Here is an 18,895-nt window from a genome sequence, read left to right as displayed (position 1 = left end):
TTACCTCTTATTGTTATGTCAGAAGCTGTAGCTGTAATTGGCGGCGTAGAAATCGCGGTCGTGCAGCGGGTCGTATTCGGCGCTGTTGTCGAAACTCACGTAGCTGAAATCGAGCTTGTGCTGCTTGTTGTAATCAAAGGTGATGCCGATGGCCGAGGTCACGCGGCCCTCGTTGAACTGGCCATCCATCGACACGCCGTCAACGTCCTGGCCGACAAAGGCATAGGGCGACGCGGTGATGCTGGTGCCGAGGAAGTTGTTGTAGTCGAGCTGACCGCGCAGGCGATAACCCCAGGCGAAGTCGGTGACATAGCCATCGTTCTTGCACCCGGCCGGGCTTGCGTTGGCCAGGCTGGCCACCGGGCTGGTACAGGTGTTGCCGCCCGCCGGGATGGTCGGTGACGAACCCAGGCCATAGATGAAACCGCGACCGTAACGACGGTCATCGTCGCTCTGGCCGATGTTGTTCCACTGGAAGCCCACCTCGGCGACCACCGTCAGGTTCTCGGCCTTGAGCACGTTGGGGAACACGTTCACGCCGTTGACCTGGAACTGGGTTTTCTCATAGCGATCCCAGCCTGCGGTAAAGGCCGAGCTCTGCACCTTCACCGATTGCAACAGATCGCCGGCCGGGCCGATGCCCGCCAGTGCGCCGTTGAGCAAATCCGCACCGTTGATCTGTGCCGGCTGGTTAGGCGAGTAGCTGAGTTCCGAACCAATCGACCAGCCGGCCAGGGTGGTGGTGAAACTCAGGCCGAACAGGCGGATGTTTTCCGGGTATTCCCAGCTAGGCCCGACGAATTGACCCTGGGCATTGCGCGCCACCGCCCCTGGCGTACCGGCATTGGGGAATTCCGACAGCGCCGCCGAATCGGTGCTGCGGATGCCCAGGTACGGGGTGCGGGAGTGGTAGTTGAGGTAGTACAGGCCCAACTCGCCATCGAGCGCTTCGAGCGGGAAGCGGAACGCCACGCCCCACTGTCCGCTGTCGTGCGGGTCCTGGCCCTTGACCTCGGGCAAGTACACGCCGCCGGCGATCTTGGCGGGCGACGATGGGTTGGTGCCGCCCAGGAAGGTGCCCAACTGGCAATCGCCGAAGTCCTGGCCGACCGCACTCTCGGTGACCGACCAGTAGTGACCGCAGCCCTAGATGGCGGTGGCTTCATACTTGAGCTGGTAGAACGCCTCCATGGAAATCCCGGCCGGCAGGCCGATGTTCACATAGCCCATCCACACCGGGATCAAGGCTTCCTTCAACTCGGTGCCGGGTCGGCGCAGGGCTGGCACGTCCAGCGGGTTGATCTGGTTGATGCCCTGGATGTAGGCACTCTCGCCCCAGTTCACCACCTGACGCCCCAAGCGCACCTGCACTGGCGTTTCATCGAGGTACCAGGTGTTGAAGGCGTAGGCATCGAGCAGGTAGACGCCGCTGAATTTCTGCAGGTCGGCGTAGCCGTCGTCGTTGAGCGGCTTCTTGCGATAGCCGTTGGAGGCACTGCCGAAATTAACGTCTTCGTCCTTCAGCGCTTCGTCGTACCAGCCCTTGACCCGGACCAAGCCACCCATGTCGCCATTGCGCAGCGACAGATCAGTGACGAACTTGGCGATGGTCGAGACGCGGTCACCCTTGTCGTAGTTGAGGTTGCCGGCATCCACCGAGCCGCCGGTACCACCGGACTTGCCCAGCAGTGCGCCGTTGGCTGCGCTGTAAAGCGCGCTGTCCTGACTTTCGGCCCGCCATTGCGAACCCACCGACAGCGTGGTGTTCCACTCCCCCTCCCAGCCGTTTTCCATCTGGAACGGCAGGGCCTGGACCGAGCTTGCCGTGATGCAGGCAATGGCTGCGGCCAGCGGTTTGATAAACGTACGGACGCTTTTATTCTTGTTGTGCATGCAGATCTCCGCCATCGCCCTTACCGTGCGAGCCGGGTTCGGCCCTTGGGTGAGCGTTCTTGTTTGTTTGAACAAGCATGCCCAGTGGTCACCCAGAACCATTTGTCCGTTCATGTCAGATTTTTGTCATTTGCTGCCAATTGGCGGTTGAGGACTGTTAGAGCGAAGCAAAAACGCAGACGATGTCTTCGCCCCTGAAACCCGACACTGGAAACCGGAAGTCAACGACCGTGACCGAGCTGATAAAAACCACTTCCCTGACTGGCTACCCGCAACTCGTAAGGGAACTGGGTGGCGATCCGGACGATCTGCTGGGCCAGATGAACATCGACCCGAAGCTGCTCGACAACGGCTCGGCAGTCCTGCCTTACCGTGCCCTGATCAACCTGCTGGAGTTGAGCGCCGAACAGCTGCAATGCATCGACTTCGGCCTGCGCCTGGCCGAGCGGCAAAGCATCATGATCCTCGGGCCGCTGGCAGTGGTGGCGCAAAGTGCGCGCAGCTTGGGTGAGGCGCTGGGCGAGATCGTCCGCTTCCTGCACATCTACAGCCCCGGCGTGCTGGTGCACCTGGATACCGACATCGACCCGGTGCACCCCTATCTGATTTACGAGTGCCGCCTGCGCCCGGCACCGCGCCAAAGGCAAATCATCGAGCTGTCCCTGGGGGTGATGTTCAAGACGCTGCAGATGCTCTACGGGCCGGGGTTCCGCCCGCACTCGGTGCTGTCGCGAACCGAATCCAGCCTGCCGCAGAGCCGCTATCAACGTTTTTTCGGTGCCCGTACCTATTTCGGTCAGGCCCACACCGCACTGGTGCTGATGCCCGATTGCCTGAGCAAACCCATCGATCAGCACAACCACCAGCTGCACGAAACGATGATGGATTACATCAGCAACATCGGTGCGGCGAACCCACTGGACATTGGCAGCCAGGTCGAGGATTCGATCCGCCGCCTGCTGCCGACCCAGCGCTGCGCCTTGCCGCTGATCGCCGAACGGCTGGGTATGCGTGAGCGCTCGCTGCAGCGACGTCTGGCGGAAAACGATCGGGTATTCGAGGACATGGTCGAAGAGGTGCGCCGGGAGCTGGCCGAGCTGTACTTGAGCGAAGCGACCATGCCCATGGCACAGATCGCCGGCCTGCTCGGCTACGCTGAACAAAGCTCATTCAACCGCGCTTGCAAGCGTTGGTACGGTGTGACACCGCGAACGCGGCGCACACAGCTGCGCGCCGACCAGCACAGTGTTGGCCGGCGCGCAGGCGGCTGAGGCAGGCGCTGTATCAGGGGTAGGTGATGATGATTTTCGCGTGCTGATCCGGCTGCGCCAGACTGTCGAACGCACCGGCCACCTCATCCAATGACACCTTGCCTGTGATCATCGGGGCACCGTCGAGTTTGCCGTCGGCCAGGGCATGCAACGTGTGCGCGAACTCTTCGCCGGTATAGCCGAAGGAGAAATGCACGTTCATTTCCTTGCCGATGCCGATCAGTGGCTCGATCCGATCACTCTCCATGCACACCCCCACCACGATCAGACGCGAGCGCGGCGCGGCATGCTGGATCACTTGCTGGATCAGCCCCGGAACGCCCACGCACTCAAACACCACGCAGGGCTTGGGTTGCGGGCCCAGCCCGAGCAGTGCCATCGGGCCATTGATGTCGTAACCCTCGGGCGCCGCCACCTGCAACCAGGACTGATACGGCGATTGTTCGGCGGGATTGACCACCACGTCCGCGCCCATTTTTTCCGCCAGCGCACGGCGACCAGCGGAGAAGTCCGACGCCACCACCGGGCCGATGCCACGGGATTTCAGTATCGCAATCACGGCCAGGCCGATCGGACCGCAACCGATCACCACCGGCACTTCGCTGCCGTCCAGGCGGGCGCGGTTCACCGCGTGGGCCGCCACGGTCAAAGGTTCGGTCAGGGCCGCGATGTCCGCCGGCAGATCCCCCGGCACCGGCATCAACATCTGCTCGGCCAGGACCATCTGCTCACCGTAACCACCGGGATAGCGGTTGGAAAAACCGATGTGGTGGAAATGCTGCGGGGTGATCACGAACGGCAGCGAACACACCCGCGTACCGACCTTGAGTTTTTTATCGCTGCCCGGCCCATGGTCGAGGATCTCGGCGCAGTATTCGTGGCCGAACACCACGTCCTGCTTATCGTCGAAGGCAATCGGGATGTGACCACGCTTGAAGTTGGCCAGCACATGCTCGCAGTGATGGAACATGTGCAGATCCGAACCGCAGATCCCGCAGGCCAGTGTCTTGACCAGCACCTCGCCCTGCCCCGGCTCCGGCGAGGCGATCGAATCGACCCGCAATTGCTTGTCGCGCATGACAACCGCTTTCATGGCATTTCTCCGTATCAGGTTGAGCCGCCGGCAGCCGGCGGCTTGCAGGGTTCAGCTCAATTGGCCGACTTCGCGAAGCCAGGCTTCGGAGCGGCGCAGACCTTCGTCGAGGCTGACCTTGGGCGCGTAACCCAACAGGCGCCGGGCCTTGTCGATGGAAATGCCACCGGTGCGCGAGAACATGTACATGGTGTCGGGCGTCACCTCATCGGCGCGCTTGATCAGGCGATTGAAGTTCCAGATCCCCCGCGTCAGCAGCACGGCCAGCCCCAGTGGCAAGCTGCGCGGCGCACCACTGCGTCCGGCCCAGCGCCAATGGTTGCTGAAGAACTCCCGGCAACTGACCGACTCGCTGGCACTGATGTGAAAGATCTGCCCGCTGGCCTGGGGCAAGCCGGCGGCCAGCATCACGCCATCGAGCAGGTCTTCGATGTACACCGGTGTCCAGCGTCCCTTTCCGGCATTGGGCAGGATCAGTGCGCCGGCTTTGGCCATCTTCAGCGGCTCGCTGAGCCAGGCGCGCGAGCCAGGGCCATAGACATCGCCTGGGCGGACGATGGTGCAGTCGATCTCGCCAGCGGCATGGGCCGCCAACACCACGTGCTCGCTCGCGCCCTTGGCCACGCCATAGCGATAGTGATCGCCGATCACCACGTCGCTGCGCTCATCCGCCTGCTCGGCGTACTCCCAGCCCAATGCAGCGATGGAGGAAAACTGCACGAAACGCCGAGCACCACCGGCGATGGCAACGTCCAGGCAATGGCGCACGCCACGCACCGAAACTTCCCGGTACTGCTTCCACGGCGCGGCCAGGGACACCACCGCCGCCGTATTGATAAACAACTCGCAGCCTTGGGCATGCTGCGCCCACGCTTGCGGACGGGTCAGGTCACCGGCAACGACGTTATTGGCCGGGTCGGCACGCAGATCCATGCCGCGCACCTCGACACCCAACGCGCGATAACGACGCGCCAGGGCCTGGCCGATGAAACCGCTGGCACCGGTAATGAACACCGAACGCGGCACGTCAGGCGTCTGCCCCTGAGCGCCGACCGGCATGAGGGAATGGCTCATCGAGCACTCTCCAAAAAATGAAGGATCTGACGGGCAGCACGGTGCCCGTCACGCGTACTCAACCGACGGTGTAGCCGGCGTGGCCCGGACGGATGTAACGGGCCGGTTCCAGGCCGCGTTCCTTCACCAGGCGCTCGATGATTTGCATGATGTCGGTGGCGTCCATGACGTTCACGAAGTTGCCGTCCTGGTCGAAGTTGATGTTGGCACCGTAGACCACCATGAAGGTGTCGGTCGGCTCGGTGTTATCTTCGGGAACCATGAAGGTGTGAATCGAACCGCCCGGCTCGTAGAGGTAGCTGCCCGCGGTCTGCGGCTGGTCCGGGTACTCGACGTAATGCCAGCGACCGGACATGGTGAACAGGTGCACGGGACCGGTGTGGTAGTGGCAAGGCAGACGCACGCCCGGCTGGAAAATAACCCGCAACGTCCAGATACCCAGGTTCGGGTCAAGGTACAAAGGCTGTACGTCAACGCCGGGAAAATAAGGCGCCAGCGCGTCCTCATAGATCGGCAGTTCGTTGGTGTTGATCGTCAGCAGTTCTTTGTGATCGAACATCGGCGTGGGCATCGGCATTGTTATTTTCCTCATTTAGGCAATGGTCGGGACGTGTACTCCGTCCTGCCGCCATATTGAGGTGCCGCCCGCCTGAAAAATTGTCATTTGCGGTCAGGCGTTTGGCATTTCCCGACACAGTCAAAGGCTACGATCCCTTGTAGGAGCTGCCGAGTGAAACGAGGCTGCGATCTTTAGATCTTGTTTTTCTGCAGAGCAAGATCTAAAGATCGCAGCCTTCGGCAGCTCCTACAGGAAATGGTGTGATGCTCGGGTGCAAAACCGGACCACGCAACCTGTAGGAGCTGTCGAGTGAAACGAGGCTGCGATCTTTTGATCTTGTTCTTCTGCAGAGCAAGATCAAGAGATCGCAGCCTTCGGCAGCGCCTACGGGGAATGGTGTGATGCTCGGGTGCAAAACCGGACCGCTGTAGGAGCTGTCGAGTGAAACGAGGCTGCGATCTTTTGATCTTGTTTTTCTGCAGAGCAAGATCAAAAGATCGCAGCCTTCGGCAGCTCCTACAGGGAATGGTGTGATGCTCGGGTGCAAAGCCGGACCACGCAACCTGTAGGAGCTGTCGAGTGAAACGAGGCTGCGATCTTTTGATCTTCAAGATCAAGAGATCGCAGCCTTCGGCAGCGCCTACAGGGAATGGTGTGATGCTCGGGGGCAAAGCCGGACCACGCAACCTGTAGGAGCTGTCGAGTGAAACGAGGCTGCGATCTTTTGATCTTGTTTTTCTGCAGAGCAAGATCAAAAGATCGCAGCCTTCGGCAGCGCCTACGGGGTTTGGGTGTCAGTCGTGATGCTTGTGTTTGTGGTTGTGGTGTTTGTTTTTATGCTTGTGGTCGGAATGATTGTCGTGATTATCGTCATTGTCAGCCAGGCTGTTGCCGACCGCACCGCCTGCCGCGCCTCCCAGACCTGCGCCGATCACGCCGCCTGTAGAACCACCCACGCTGTTGCCAATCACTTGACCACCCACGGCCCCCAGACCTCCGCCAATGGCGGATTCAGTCTTCTTGCCGCTCTTGGCCGTCATCGCTCCCCCGGCGGCACCGCCTACACCGGCTCCGATCGCCGCGCCGGTGCTACCCCCGACGGCCTGACCGACAACACTGCCCAGGGCACCACCGATACCGCCACCGACGGCGGTGTTCGTGGTTTCACCGGCGAAGGCGTAATGAGAAACAAGAACGCTAAGCGCAACGACAGACAATGATTTACGCATCTGACAAACCTCAAGCCATTCAAAAGAGCCGGAAATTTTGTCGGTCCGGCTGAGTCAGGTCAATGCGCATTTAGCCGCACATTAATCTGGATCAATCAATGGCCGGGCAGGATCACCGTTTATCGAGTAATCACTCTATTTTTTGCTGCATAGTGCGCTCACACCTGATCCATGGCCTCGACCACGCCCTCGTCCTCACCCAGGAACCCGCCGCTTTGATGCTGCCACAGCCGCGCATAGACGCCGTTCTTCGCAAGCAATTGGAGGTGGGTGCCTTGTTCGATGATGTGCCCTTGATCCATGACGATGAGCCGATCCATGGCCGCAATCGTGGACAGCCGATGGGCGATGGCGATCACGGTCTTGCCCTGCATCATTTCATCGAGGCTTTCCTGAATGGCCACTTCGACTTCCGAATCCAGCGCGCTGGTGGCTTCGTCAAGCAGCAGGATCGGGGCGTTCTTGAGCATCACCCGGGCAATCGCGACACGTTGGCGCTGGCCGCCCGACAGCTTGATGCCCCGCTCTCCCACCAGGGTGTCGTAGCCGGTATGACCTTGCCGGTCGCTCAGTTGGCTGATGAACTCATGGGCCTGGGCATTGGCCGCGGCACTGCGGATTTGTGCGTCGGTCGCATCGGGACGGCCATAGGCGATGTTGTCGCCAATGGAACGGTGCAGCAGGGAGGTATCCTGCGTGACCATGCCGATGGCACCGCGCAGGCTGTCTTGCGTCACGTGTGCGATGTTTTGGCCGTCGATGCGAATCTCCCCACTGTCGATGTCATAGAAGCGCAGCAGCAAGTTGATCAGCGTGGATTTGCCGGCGCCGGAGCGGCCAACCAGGCCGATTTTTTCGCCCGGGCGAATGTTCAGGCTCAGGCCGTCGAGCACCTGGCGTTCGCCGTTGTAGTTGAAGCTCACCTTGTCGAAGGTGACCGCGCCGCCGGAGGTCACCAGCTGGCCCGCACCGGGCGCATCCTTCACCTTGGGGGCACGGGTAAAGGTGGCCATGCCATCCTGCACGGTGCCGATGCTCTCGAACAGCGAGGTCATCTGCCACATGATCCAGTGCGACATGCCATTGATACGCAACGCCATGGCGGTGATGGCCGCCACGGCACCCGCCCCGACCTCCCCCTGGTGCCATAGCCACAGGGCATACCCCCCTGCTGACATGATCAATGCCACCACCAACGCCTGGTTGACGATCTCGAACTGGCTGACCAGGCGCATCTGGCGAAAGCCGGTTTGCTTGAAATCCTCCATCGCGGCACGGGCGAAGTGCGCCTCACGATTGGAGTGGGAGAACAGCTTCACCGTCGTGATGTTGGTGTAGGCGTCCGAGATACGCCCGGTCATCATCGACCGCGCATTGGCCTGTTCCTGCCCGACTTTCCCCAGGCGGGGCACGAAGTACCGCATGGCCAGCCCGAACAGCACGACCCAGGCAACGAAAGGCAGCATCAGTTTCAGGGCGAAGCCGCCAGCCAGTGCAATGATGGCGATGAAATACACGCCGATCCCGGGTGCGATCTCGATCAGGGTGAACAACATGTCGCGCACCGCGAGCGCCGTCTGCATCACCTTGGTCGTGACCCGGCCGGAAAACTCATCGGAAAAAAACGAAAGGCTTTGCCGCAGCATCAGGCGATGGAAGTCCCAGCGCAGCCGCAACGGCAAGTTAATCGCCAAGATCTGGTGCTGCACCATGGTGCGCAACGCCACCAGCCCGACACTGGTCACCATGACGATGCCCATGCCCCACAACACGCGGCTTTCCTGCGCAGCCGCTTCACCGCCTGCCTGCCAGGTCGAGAGCAAATCCACGACCTGGCCGAGGAAGGAAAACAGCCAGGCTTCGTAAATCGACACGGCGGCACTGAGCAACGCCAGCGCCAGAATGTAACCGCGGGCACCCCGCGTACAGGCCCACAGGAAGCGCGCCAAACCGTCGGGTGGCGGTGGCACCTCGTCAGGAGGAAAAGGGTCGAGCCTTCGTTCAAACGCACGAAGCATGGTGTTCTCCAAAACGATCAAATTGAGGCGATTCTGCCATTGAACGGTAGCCTTGAGGGTTTTGCTACATCAGACGACGCGGCGAGATTCACTGTAGGAGCTGCCGAAGGCTGCGATCTTTTGATCTTAAAAAACAAAATCAAAAGATCGCAGCCTCGTTGCACTCGACAGCTCCTACAGGTCGTACGGGTCGTACAGATCCATGCATGAAGACTGTGGGGGTGTAACTATGACTGGCGCAGGGGATTGGTGGCGTCGAACAGGTCTGCTTTCTCTTCGGCCATGTTGAGCAATGCGTCGACGACAATTCTCACTTTCGGCTGGATGTAACGCGTACGCGGCCAAATGACGTGTATGGGCATTGTTGCGCCTGCGTAGTTATCCAAGACAGTGACCAATGCCCCACTACTCAGGTGTTCGGCCACCAGCCAGGTCGGCAACTGACAAAGCCCACACCCCTCCAACGTCGCACGCAGCATCATTTCACCGTCGCCAAACTCATGTCGCACTCGGACCTCCTGTTCTTGTATCCCGCCTTTTGAGCTCTTCAGCAACCATGCCATGCGCAGCCCCTTGCGCCAGGCAATGATGCAGTCACGCTCCAGCAAATCGGACTTGTGCAAAATCGGTGGGCATTGACTCAGGTAATCGGGCGCCGCACAGATCACCAGATGCTGCTCACCGAGTCGGCGCGCCACCAACTCTGGATCATCCTTCAGGTCACCGATGCGAACCGCCAGATCAATACCATCGTTGATCATGTCGACCGTCCGCTCACCGAAGGTCAACGTCAGATCGAGCTGCGAATATTTGCGCGCCAGGGAAATCAGCATCGGGGCGATATGTCGTCGACCAAAAGCGGCAGGAAGATCGATTCGCAAGCGTCCCCTTGGCTCGCTACGCCCTGAAGAAAGACTGTTTTCAATGTCCGCCAGCTCCTCCATCACCCGCAGACAACTGGCCAGATACGCCTCCCCTTCACGGGTCAGGCTCAGCTTGCGCGTCGTGCGATGCAGCAGCTTGATGCCCAGGCGCTTTTCCAGTCGGGTCACACTCTTGCCCACTGCCGAACTGGTGACACCCAGTTGCAATGCCGCCGCCGTGAAACTCCCGTGTTGAGCCGCGAGCGTGAACTCCGGGATGCCATCAAATTGAAGGGAATCCATGACCGGCTCCGCTGAGATAGAACGCCCATTCTATCCCCAGAGGATTAACTGATTGAATTTTTCACCGGTTTTTAGAGTTATTCGACTTGATTAGAGTGGGCCTCACTCCCAAATGACCTTCCCCTTGAGGCCACCATGAACACCGACTTGAACCGATTGCTCACGCTTGAAGCAATCAGAAACCTGCGCTTGCGCTATTGCCACCACCTCGACGCCAACCGTATGGATGCGCTCGCCCTGTTGTTTACCGAAGATGCCATTTGCCAAGTCGATCGCGGTCGCTGGAAAGGTCGCGAAGCCATCCAAGAGGGATTGACCCAAGCCTTTTCGGTATTCGATGGGCAACAACGCGGGGTGTATCCGTTCATCCACGCCGTGTCGAATCACTGGATCGAGATCCTCGATGAGAACCGGGCCGAAGGTCGCTGCTACCTGATCGATTTCGCCACCCAAAGGGCTGCGGGCGAGAACCCGTTGCTGCTGCTCGGCCTATATGCCGACGAGTATCGGCGTGTGGACGGCCAATGGCTGATCAGCCGCACGCGCCTCGATGTCGTTTGGCCTGAACACGATGTCGGGGGCGGCGATCCTGGTAACGGCCTGGTTCTGCCCTGCTGATCGTTTTTCTTCTCCATCACCCACAGAGTTTCTGATGAATACATTATTCAAATCCTACGATCTGGCCGGCACCCCGTTGGCCAACCGCGTCGTCATGGCCCCCATGACTCGGGCAAGAGCCCTTAACGATATTGCGGATGAACACACTGTTCTTTACTACGCCCAACGAGCCTCGGCCGGCCTGATCATCAGTGAAGGCATACCCATTTCCCGCGAGGGGTGCGGCTACTTGTTCAACCCAGGTCTGTATACCGATGAACAAGCTCAAGCCTGGCGCCCTGTGACGGATGCCGTCCACGCCAAAGGCGGACGAATCTTCGCGCAGCTGTGGCATGTCGGGCGCGTGTCCCATGTATCACTTCAACCGGACAATGGCGCTCCAGTGTCATCGGTCGCGAGCGTAGCCGCACACTCAAACGCCTACGCGTGGGTTGCAAAAGGCAAGCCCGGCCCTGTGCAAGCCAGCATCCCCAGAGCATTGAGCACGGCCGAGGTACCTCGAATCATTGCTGACTTTGTAAGCGCCGCGCGCCGAGCAATAGACGCAGGTTTTGATGGCATCGAATTGCACGGCGCCAATGGCTATCTCTTCGAGCAATTCCTTAACGGTGCATTGAACATTCGCCAGGACGCCTACGGTGGCTCCATCGCCAATCGCCAACGCTTGCTGCTCGAGACACTGGATGCCTTGGCCGCGGAAATCGGCAGTGTCCGGGTAGGTGTGCGCCTGTCGCCATTTGGTCGCCTGTTCGACATGCACCCCTATGCCGAAGAAACCGACACCTGGCTGAGCCTGGCGTCGGCACTCAATGACCGGGACCTGGCGTACGTACATTTGAGTGACCAACTCACCCTTGGCGCAGAAGCTATTCCGCAAGGGTTCGCCATTCGATTTCGCCAAGCGTATCAAGGCACCCTGATCGCTGCGGGGGGCTTTAATCGGGAGCTGGCAGACGCTGCGCTGGAGGCCGGCGACCTGGATCTGATTGCGTTTGGTCGCCCATTCATTGCCAACCCCGACCTTGTCGAACGGATGCAAAACGGCTGGCCGATTGCTGAGGGGGATCGAACTACTTTTTACGGCATCGACGGTAGCCCAACCCAAGGCTATACCGACTATCGCGCCTACCGCGCGACGGTGGCGAACTAAGCAGTCCGGATGTCGGGGCGACTCGACTTCCCGGTCTGCTAGCCTGCGTGTAGCAGATCGTCATGCGCTGCTGGGGATTTCCAACAGCGTGATGCTGGCGCAGATCACGGCAAATCGGGTGCTGGATCAGATTGATCCGCCCTGAAATATCTGAACTGAGACCTGTAGGAGCGAGCATGCTCGCGAAGAACGTTTGAATAACACGGTCATTCAGACAGCCAGCGTTATCGTTGACGTCCATCGCGAGCATGCTCGCTCCTACAGGGTTGATATCGCGCGCCCTACTCCGAGAGCTCGAATCTCGCGACAGACGCAATGTGCCCATCCCGATTGAAAAGCCTTTTAGCGTGATGTCTCCACTTTCAACACTTCAGTGTGAATGGCGTCGACCGTCTGCCCCACCTGAAAGTCATTAATGTGCGCCTGAATTTTGGGATCGGTTATCGTCACGACGTAATCTTTGCCGTCCGGACTCAGCAGATTCACCTGGTGTTTTTTCGCGTCGATGCCAGTGATCTTCGAAGTGATCTTGACGGTGTGATACGCCTCACCACCTGGAAGGCTGTCGGGGGCGGCGCGGTTGACCCAGGCATCGTTGCTGACATTCGGCTCGCCACCGACCTTGTTGTCGAGGATGAAATCAATCGAGCGGGTGACGCGTATCTCGACCTTGTCGCCGACTTTCAGGTTGCGCAGGGCCTTGGCCTTGTCGGTGAGCTGGATGGTAACCGGGCGTTTATCAAGGCCTTCGATGGTGACCTGGTGGTTCGCCGGGTCGACGGCCAGCACCTGCGTTGCGAAGCGTTCGCTAGAGACCTCGCTACTCAACGGTAAGTCGTTCGCAGGGGCGGCAAAACTGGCAGTCGTCACCAGCGACATAAAGGCTAAAGCCGGAATAAGGGAGCGAATTGGTTTCATAGGCCAGTTGTCCAGGGTATGGATGACTGGGCTGCGCGCAGGAAACCTGCCCTGAGGAACACGCGGCCCGTGCGCCAAAGCATAGTCATCAATGACCGATTTGCCCGCGCAACGCGCCAATCGTCGCAGGTCAGGATGATCGCTCGTTCGATCGACCGCTTGGCATCGGCTTCATGCTGCGCCGCAATGCGATCTACAATCATGGGGCATTCCCTCACCTGTTCCGCTCCCATTCAAGCGAAAGGAAAATCAGCTACCGAACAATCTCGGTACCTTGTCCATAGGAGATCATTTGATGCCCACTCTTCGACTTTGCGCTTTGATCGCGGCGACCTTCCTGGTGTGCTCGGCGGGAACCACCTGGGCTACAGAACAAGGTCAACAGCGCCGTGCCGCACGAGATGTTCGCCAGGAAACGCGCCAGGATGCGCGCCAGACCAAACAGAACTGCCGCGCAGCCAACCAGCAAAGCAACTCCAAATGCCGGCAGGAAAAACGCCAGACAAAACAGCAAGGGCGGGAGAGAGCCCGGGATATCAAATACTGAGTCACGCGTTAATCCGCGAACAGCCTGTACCGGTAAACGCCCAGCGAATCAGGCGTTTATAGGACTTGCGCCCGCATTTGCCTGAAACAATGGCAACGGGTGATAAGCAGATGCGGCTCCTTAAAGCGCTCAAAGGCAATCGAAAGGTATAGATTGCCTATATCCGTCACTTAACCACCTCACCTGACCTTGCGCAGAAACCGCGCAATTGCAGCGCAATAGATCGCCTGCTTGGCGCAAGCCGGATCGGCGCCTGCGGCGCGGAGCGATGTGATGAGTTCCAGAGCTTGGCGATGGGCTCGCAAGAGCCTTGTTGGCTGCATCGAGCTGGCCTTGTTGGTCACTCCACTGTGCGCCAGCGCCATGTTCAAGTGCCAAGCCAGGGACGGAGCCATCAGCTACACCCGCCAGGTCATCGCCGGCGCCCACTGCACCCGCCTGAGTGGCATGGCCGACGCCAGTGTCAGCGCCAAGGCCCTGCCACGCCTTGTGCGGGACGACGACCCAGGCGTGATGCGGATTCGGGTGTGGACCTTCATCCACAAGGGAGTCCGTCAATATGTGAGCCGGCGCCCCGAAGGGATCTCTGCACGGGTCGATGTCCTTGAGCTCTATTACATCAAGGATTGCTACCTGTGCATGGCGCCGAAGGATTTCAAGGTCACCTCTCTGCGCCTGGACACCCATGCCTATCGGCGGGAGATCGAAGCCGCGTCGGGTCATTATGGTGTCGACAAGGCGCTGGTCCGCGCCGTGATCCATGCTGAGTCGGCGTTTCGCCCCAACGCCATTTCCGAAGCCGGCGCCCAGGGACTGATGCAGTTGATGCCCGCCACCGCCGAGCGCTTCGCCGTGGACGACCCGTTCGACGCACAACAGAACATTCGTGGCGGTGTGCGCTACCTGGCCTGGCTGCTCAAGCGCTTCAACGGCAACCAGGCGCTGGCATTGGCCGGTTACAACGCGGGCGAAGCGTCCGTGGACGAATACAACGGCGTGCCGCCCTACGCCGAGACGCAATCCTACGTCACCCTCGTGCAGTCCTTGACCGAACGCTATCGCAACCATCGCTAGGTTCAGTCCGGAATAGGTAATACGCCGGACGGGGCTCAAACAAACCTCCACGCTCACCGGTTGCTATCGCCCCAAGCGCACATTCAACAGCGGATCGGTCCACCCAAATTCGGCGTTAACCCGTCCCAACATTGGGGCCATCCCCACCCTGGCGCCCACCTCAACCACAAGCAGTTACAGCTAAAGCTCGTCATTACAAGGGCTGTGGGGCATCAAGTCTGCCCGCTCAAGAATTGGCGTACTAATTGCCAAGTTAGTTAGCGAGTCTAAAAAGTTCGGAAATAGGAAAGTTGGATATGCCCAACATGGACATTGATCACAGGAAGGTATGAATAACAATCTATCTCAATCGAGTTCGAGGAAACCGTCATGACTCACAGTAAATACACAACGGCACAAATAGCACTGCATTGGTTGTCGGCGTTCATTATCCTCTGGTCGTTATGTATGGGCTCTTACGTAGCGCTGTTCAACGCTTCGCCTGACATTAAGTCAATGATAACGGCTCTCAATATTTCGATGACAACCTTGTTCATCCCCTTCTTCCTGCTACGCACAATTTTGCGCATCAATCATCTACACAAACACCCCGCCGGACCGGGTGAGTTATTGGCAACTTTTGTCCATAACCTGATTTACCTGATAACAGCGATAGTGCTGCTGACGGGCGTATTGATGATGGATCGACCCATTACGGTGTTTGGGTTACTGAGCATGCCGCAACTGATCACCGACCCGCAGTTGCTGCACAGCTTCCATGCCGCGCATCAAGACAGTACCGGCATGCTGGGTGGACTGCTGCTGTTACATCTACTGGCGGTGGCCAAACATGAACTCAGTGGCAACCATATTCTTAGGAATATGAGCTTTCAGACATCGACCTATGAGCCGCCGCTACACGCCAGCGAAGAAACCAGCCGCCCACTCGCCAACAACCACAACCCAATGTGGACGCCTCCCGCCGCAGCGTCAGTACCGGCTGCCCTGCAACAGCCAATACCCATGTTCGGCGGTAGCCTTCACGATCGTCGCCGCTTTCCCAGGGACTAGTGGTTTACAGTCGCAACGATTGCCAGCAACTACACTAAAGCTCCTACAGAACAACACAGCATTTTGTAGGAGCTTGGTACCCCCTTTACACTTAGCCACTGATCGAAAGAACACCCGATCAAACAGTCAGTGCAGTCACATAATGTGTGTCGGCAATGGCTAGTGCCAAACGAATGCCGATGCGCTACTACACTACTTGGAACCTTGAGGTCCTGACAGGAAGCGAGCGAATGTGGATCAAACGCACCCCCTGCGTCGTCGGGCTGGCTCGGTTCGCATCCGCTTCACTCATCTTAATAACCCCCTGTGCAGTGGCAGAGGATCTGGAACCCAGGTCCTACGCCAATACACCGGTCGGTATCAATTTCCTGCTCTTGGGCTACAGCGATCTGCAGGGGAACGTGACCGCCAACCCGTCTGTCCCACTCCAGGATGCCAAGCTCGACATCAAGACTGTCGTGGCTGCCTATGCCAGGTCTCTGGACGTTTGGGGCCGCTCCGGGAAGTTCGATATCGTCGTGCCTGAAGCCAGGTTGTCGGGCTCGGCGCTGTTTGCCGGTGAGCCCAGGGAGCGCAATGTGACGGGGTTGATAGACCCCAGATTCCGATTCTCGGTCAACTTGTATGGCGCTCCGGCGATGTCCCTGGCGGAGTTTCCCAGCTATCAGCAGGATGTGATTATCGGCGCCAGCCTGGCTATTACGGCGCCACTTGGCCAATACGACTCCAGCAAACTGGTCAATCTCGGCAACAACCGCTGGTCATTCAAGCCCGAACTGGGGATTTCCAAGCGCCTGGGACAAGTGACCCTGGAATTATCCGGTGCGGCGACCTTCTACACCGACAACAACCAGTACCTGGGCGACCATACCTTTTCTCAGAACCCGACCTACCAAACACAGGTGCACTTTATCTATGCCTTCAGTAACGGTGTCTGGGCCTCGCTGGATGGCACCTACTTCGCTGGCGGGAGCACCTCGGTCGATGGGCTCGGCAACCACGACTTTCAGGAAAATACTCGCTATGGGGGCACACTCTCGCTGCCCTTGGACCGAACTAACTCGCTAAAGCTATTTGCGAGTGAGGGTGCGCATACCCGTACCGGCAGTGAATACGATGCTTTTGGTATCGTCTGGCAGTATCGCTTCGGCGGAGGGCTTTGAAACTCTGGATATAGAAAAGGGGACAACGATGAGTCTGTCCCCTTTTGTCATTGCGCCTTCTTCAACCCTTTCAAGCGCACTTTCGCCCGTTGCACAGCGGCCATTTTTTCTGGCCGCTTCATGCGTTTCCACTTTCTGATGTCTTCCTTGCTTCGTCCGCAACTCACACACAAGTCACCACTGAGCTGACAAACCGAGATGCAGGGGTTTTCGATTTCCTTGGCCATCGTCAGTAACCTGTGGCCAGGCGCTTGTGCCAATCGCCACCGTGAGAGCGCTGACACTCTTGCTCGGAGTCGAAACGGACAGTGCGGTCGGATGGATTGAAGTCGATGTCGGCTTCATTCAATGCGATGGCCGTCAGCTCAAAGATGCGTGCCTTTGCATTGGCCTGGGCGAGTTGTTTGTCGGCCAGGGTTTCGAACACCCAGATGACCTTTAGCGATTGAGTCAACGCGTTCAGGTCAGCGGTATGGGTGAGCCAGGTAAAGCCTTTGATTTCACCTTTTGCGGTTTCGCACGCGTCAGTGAGCGTGGCGATCAACCGGCGTTCGATCCGCGCCAGTTCACGTTTGCCTGGGGGCATTGCGAGTTCCTTTGATGATAAGGGTGGGAAGCGCCGAATCAGACCGGTCGAAACTCAACCGTCAGATGGCTGATTTCGTGCACGGGCTTGAGACGTTCTCGAATGCTGTCGGCACTCGCCGTGGACTCACCAAGGACGCTGACGATGGCCGCATGGGCTTGCGGTCCGACTCGCCAGACGTGCAAGTCGGTGATGGTGGCATCCCCCGGTTTCTCAACCAATTCACGGATTTCCTCGGCAACGTGCGCATCGGTCTGATCCAGCAGCACACCCGCGGTCACGCCCATCAAGGTCCATGCCCAGCGCGCGATCACCATGGCGCCGACGATGCCCATGACCGGGTCCAGCCACACCCAACCCAGATACCGCCCGGCGAGCAGTGCAGCAATGGCCAGGACCGAGGTCAATGCGTCTGCGAGGACGTGGACGTAGGCCGATTTCAGGTTGTTGTCGTGTCCGTGATGGACATGGTCATGATCGTGATCGTGTCCATGGCTGTGTCCATGGCCCAACAGCAGGGCACTGACAATGTTGACGATCAAACCGACAATCGCGATGAGTGTAGCGGTGCCGAATTGAACGTCCGTAGGCTGCAAGAGGCGCATGACAGACTCAACGCCAATGCCCAGGGAAACCATGCCGAGAATCAGCGCCGAGGCGAATCCACCCAAATCTCCAACTTTTCCGGTCCCGAAACTGTAGCGCTGGCTGCGAGCGTGGCGTTTAGCGTAGCCATAAGCGGCCGCCGCAATGCCCAGTGCGCCCGCATGGGTTGCCATGTGAAAGCCATCGGCCAGCAACGCCATCGAGCCAGTGATATACCCGGCCGCGATCTCACCAACCATCATCACAACGGTCAGTGCCACAACCCAAAGCGTGCGCTTGGCATTTTCGTCGTGCGCCGAGCCAAGGAATTGGTGGTCGTGTGTGTAATTGGGGTGGGTGCTGTTCATGAGCGTGTACCTCGATGTGCTCACTTGGAGTAACGGCGAATGGCTTCAAGAAGCTCTTCGACGCCCTGGTTACGCTCCTCTTCGCTAAGCGCCGGGTTGGCGACATGCTCGCGCGCGTGGTCCTCGATGATTTCTTCCATCAAGCCGTTAATGGCTCCGCGAGTGGCGGCGACAAGGTGCAGCGTTTTGGCGCAATCGAGATCCGACTCCAATGCCCGTTCAACGGCCTGGATTTGTCCGGCGATACGTTTAACGCGTTTAAGAAGATCGTCTTTGTTTGCTGCGATATGACCCATGGGATACCCCCCCTACCTATGCCTTGCGTATGATAGGCATACCCCCTATACCTATACAAGATTGGTAGGTGAAAAGAAAACGGGCGGCGATCCGACTTGCCCGCGAAGAACGATGACGCGGTTTGACAGATACACCACAGCGTCTGGTTCGCCCGTAGGAGCGAGGCTCGCCCGCGAAGAACGATGACGCGGTTTGACAGACACACCGCAGCGCCCCGGTTCGCCGGCAAGCCTGGC

19 protein-coding genes and 2 pseudogenes are annotated in these 18,895 nt (G+C 59.0%); 8 read left to right on the top strand and 13 right to left on the bottom strand.

From position 1 onward, the window contains the following. Positions 1-18: 18 nt before the first annotated feature. A pseudogene (locus ABTV22_RS12200) lies at positions 19-1,794 on the bottom strand (DUF1302 domain-containing protein). A 329-nt stretch (positions 1,795-2,123) separates the two neighbouring features. Here ABTV22_RS12200 and ABTV22_RS12195 point away from each other — a divergent pair. Further along, positions 2,124-3,164 (top strand): AraC family transcriptional regulator, encoded by a 1,041-nt coding sequence (locus ABTV22_RS12195; protein WP_433740427.1) that lies wholly within the window; start codon positions 2,124-2,126, stop codon positions 3,162-3,164. A 13-nt stretch (positions 3,165-3,177) separates the two neighbouring features. On the opposite strand, the gene ABTV22_RS12190 is transcribed toward ABTV22_RS12195, so the two are convergent. The 6 genes from ABTV22_RS12190 to ABTV22_RS12165 all read right to left on the bottom strand — a co-directional run bounded on the left by ABTV22_RS12190 (position 3,178) and on the right by ABTV22_RS12165 (position 10,303). Next, positions 3,178-4,257 (bottom strand): zinc-binding dehydrogenase, encoded by a 1,080-nt coding sequence (locus ABTV22_RS12190; RefSeq protein ID WP_433740425.1) that lies wholly within the window; start codon positions 4,255-4,257, stop codon positions 3,178-3,180. A 51-nt stretch (positions 4,258-4,308) separates the two neighbouring features. Continuing rightward, complete coding sequence (locus ABTV22_RS12185) at positions 4,309-5,331, bottom strand: NAD-dependent epimerase/dehydratase family protein (RefSeq protein WP_433740423.1); 1,023 nt, start codon at positions 5,329-5,331, stop codon at positions 4,309-4,311. A 58-nt stretch (positions 5,332-5,389) separates the two neighbouring features. Next, the gene (locus ABTV22_RS12180; protein WP_433740421.1) at positions 5,390-5,908 is read right to left on the bottom strand and encodes a 2,4'-dihydroxyacetophenone dioxygenase family protein; all 519 of its coding nucleotides are present in this window, start codon (positions 5,906-5,908) and stop codon (positions 5,390-5,392) included. Between the two features lie 776 nt (positions 5,909-6,684). Then, on the bottom strand, positions 6,685-7,119 hold the full coding sequence (locus ABTV22_RS12175; RefSeq protein WP_433740419.1) for a glycine zipper domain-containing protein: 435 nt from the start codon (positions 7,117-7,119) through the stop codon (positions 6,685-6,687). 158 nt (positions 7,120-7,277) lie between these two features. After that, positions 7,278-9,137, bottom strand: a complete 1,860-nt coding sequence (locus ABTV22_RS12170) for an ABC transporter ATP-binding protein (protein WP_433740417.1) — start codon at positions 9,135-9,137, stop codon at positions 7,278-7,280. 227 nt (positions 9,138-9,364) lie between these two features. After that, on the bottom strand, positions 9,365-10,303 hold the full coding sequence (locus ABTV22_RS12165) for a LysR substrate-binding domain-containing protein (RefSeq protein ID WP_433740415.1): 939 nt from the start codon (positions 10,301-10,303) through the stop codon (positions 9,365-9,367). A 135-nt stretch (positions 10,304-10,438) separates the two neighbouring features. Here ABTV22_RS12165 and ABTV22_RS12160 point away from each other — a divergent pair, with 135 nt between their 5' ends. From ABTV22_RS12160 to ABTV22_RS12150, 3 genes and pseudogenes are all read left to right on the top strand, one after another. Next, positions 10,439-10,921, top strand: a complete 483-nt coding sequence (locus ABTV22_RS12160; protein WP_433740413.1) for a nuclear transport factor 2 family protein — start codon at positions 10,439-10,441, stop codon at positions 10,919-10,921. A 34-nt stretch (positions 10,922-10,955) separates the two neighbouring features. After that, positions 10,956-12,071 carry an alkene reductase gene (locus ABTV22_RS12155; protein ID WP_433741375.1) on the top strand — a complete coding sequence of 372 codons (1,116 nt, stop codon included), beginning with the start codon at positions 10,956-10,958 and terminating at the stop codon, positions 12,069-12,071. A gap of 58 nt (positions 12,072-12,129) precedes the next feature. After that, a pseudogene (locus ABTV22_RS12150) lies at positions 12,130-12,216 on the top strand (DUF6124 family protein); the annotation flags it as partial. A 197-nt stretch (positions 12,217-12,413) separates the two neighbouring features. Here ABTV22_RS12150 and ABTV22_RS12145 read toward each other — a convergent pair. After that, complete coding sequence (locus ABTV22_RS12145) at positions 12,414-12,989, bottom strand: hypothetical protein (protein WP_433740411.1); 576 nt, start codon at positions 12,987-12,989, stop codon at positions 12,414-12,416. Continuing rightward, positions 12,986-13,192 (bottom strand): hypothetical protein, encoded by a 207-nt coding sequence (locus ABTV22_RS12140; RefSeq protein ID WP_433740410.1) that lies wholly within the window; start codon positions 13,190-13,192, stop codon positions 12,986-12,988. The genes ABTV22_RS12145 and ABTV22_RS12140 overlap by 4 nt, the downstream gene beginning before the upstream one ends. A 92-nt stretch (positions 13,193-13,284) precedes the next feature. On the opposite strand from ABTV22_RS12140, the gene ABTV22_RS12135 reads away from it, so the two are divergent. The 4 genes from ABTV22_RS12135 to ABTV22_RS12120 all read left to right on the top strand — a co-directional run bounded on the left by ABTV22_RS12135 (position 13,285) and on the right by ABTV22_RS12120 (position 16,823). After that, complete coding sequence (locus ABTV22_RS12135) at positions 13,285-13,536, top strand: hypothetical protein (protein WP_433740408.1); 252 nt, start codon at positions 13,285-13,287, stop codon at positions 13,534-13,536. 273 nt (positions 13,537-13,809) lie between these two features. Then, positions 13,810-14,610, top strand: a complete 801-nt coding sequence (locus ABTV22_RS12130) for a lytic transglycosylase domain-containing protein (RefSeq protein WP_433740406.1) — start codon at positions 13,810-13,812, stop codon at positions 14,608-14,610. A 369-nt stretch (positions 14,611-14,979) separates the two neighbouring features. Next, positions 14,980-15,660, top strand: coding sequence for a cytochrome b (locus tag ABTV22_RS12125; RefSeq protein ID WP_433740404.1), 681 nt, complete (start codon positions 14,980-14,982; stop codon positions 15,658-15,660). 179 nt (positions 15,661-15,839) lie between these two features. After that, positions 15,840-16,823, top strand: a complete 984-nt coding sequence (locus ABTV22_RS12120; RefSeq protein WP_433740402.1) for a transporter — start codon at positions 15,840-15,842, stop codon at positions 16,821-16,823. Positions 16,824-16,870: 47 nt separating this feature from the next. On the opposite strand, the gene ABTV22_RS12115 is transcribed toward ABTV22_RS12120, so the two are convergent. From ABTV22_RS12115 to ABTV22_RS12100, 4 genes are read right to left on the bottom strand one after another with little or no spacing between them, the layout of a single operon-like run. Then, a complete protein-coding gene (locus ABTV22_RS12115; RefSeq protein ID WP_433740400.1) occupies positions 16,871-17,050 on the bottom strand; it encodes a DUF1289 domain-containing protein in 180 nt (59 codons plus the stop codon). A 2-nt stretch (positions 17,051-17,052) separates the two neighbouring features. Then, positions 17,053-17,409, bottom strand: a complete 357-nt coding sequence (locus ABTV22_RS12110) for a hypothetical protein (RefSeq protein WP_433740399.1) — start codon at positions 17,407-17,409, stop codon at positions 17,053-17,055. 38 nt (positions 17,410-17,447) lie between these two features. Beyond that, a complete protein-coding gene (gene dmeF / locus ABTV22_RS12105; protein ID WP_433740397.1) occupies positions 17,448-18,362 on the bottom strand; it encodes a CDF family Co(II)/Ni(II) efflux transporter DmeF in 915 nt (304 codons plus the stop codon). Between the two features lie 20 nt (positions 18,363-18,382). Beyond that, the gene (locus tag ABTV22_RS12100; RefSeq protein WP_433740395.1) at positions 18,383-18,658 is read right to left on the bottom strand and encodes a metal/formaldehyde-sensitive transcriptional repressor; all 276 of its coding nucleotides are present in this window, start codon (positions 18,656-18,658) and stop codon (positions 18,383-18,385) included. Positions 18,659-18,895: the final 237 nt, after the last annotated feature.

Origin of the sequence: Pseudomonas putida, assembly GCF_050990305.1 — a bacterium.
Lineage (GTDB): Bacteria > Pseudomonadota > Gammaproteobacteria > Pseudomonadales > Pseudomonadaceae > Aquipseudomonas > Aquipseudomonas putida_AH.
Note: the sequence above shows the minus strand (reverse complement) of the source record. Positions and strands in the feature narration are given on the sequence as shown.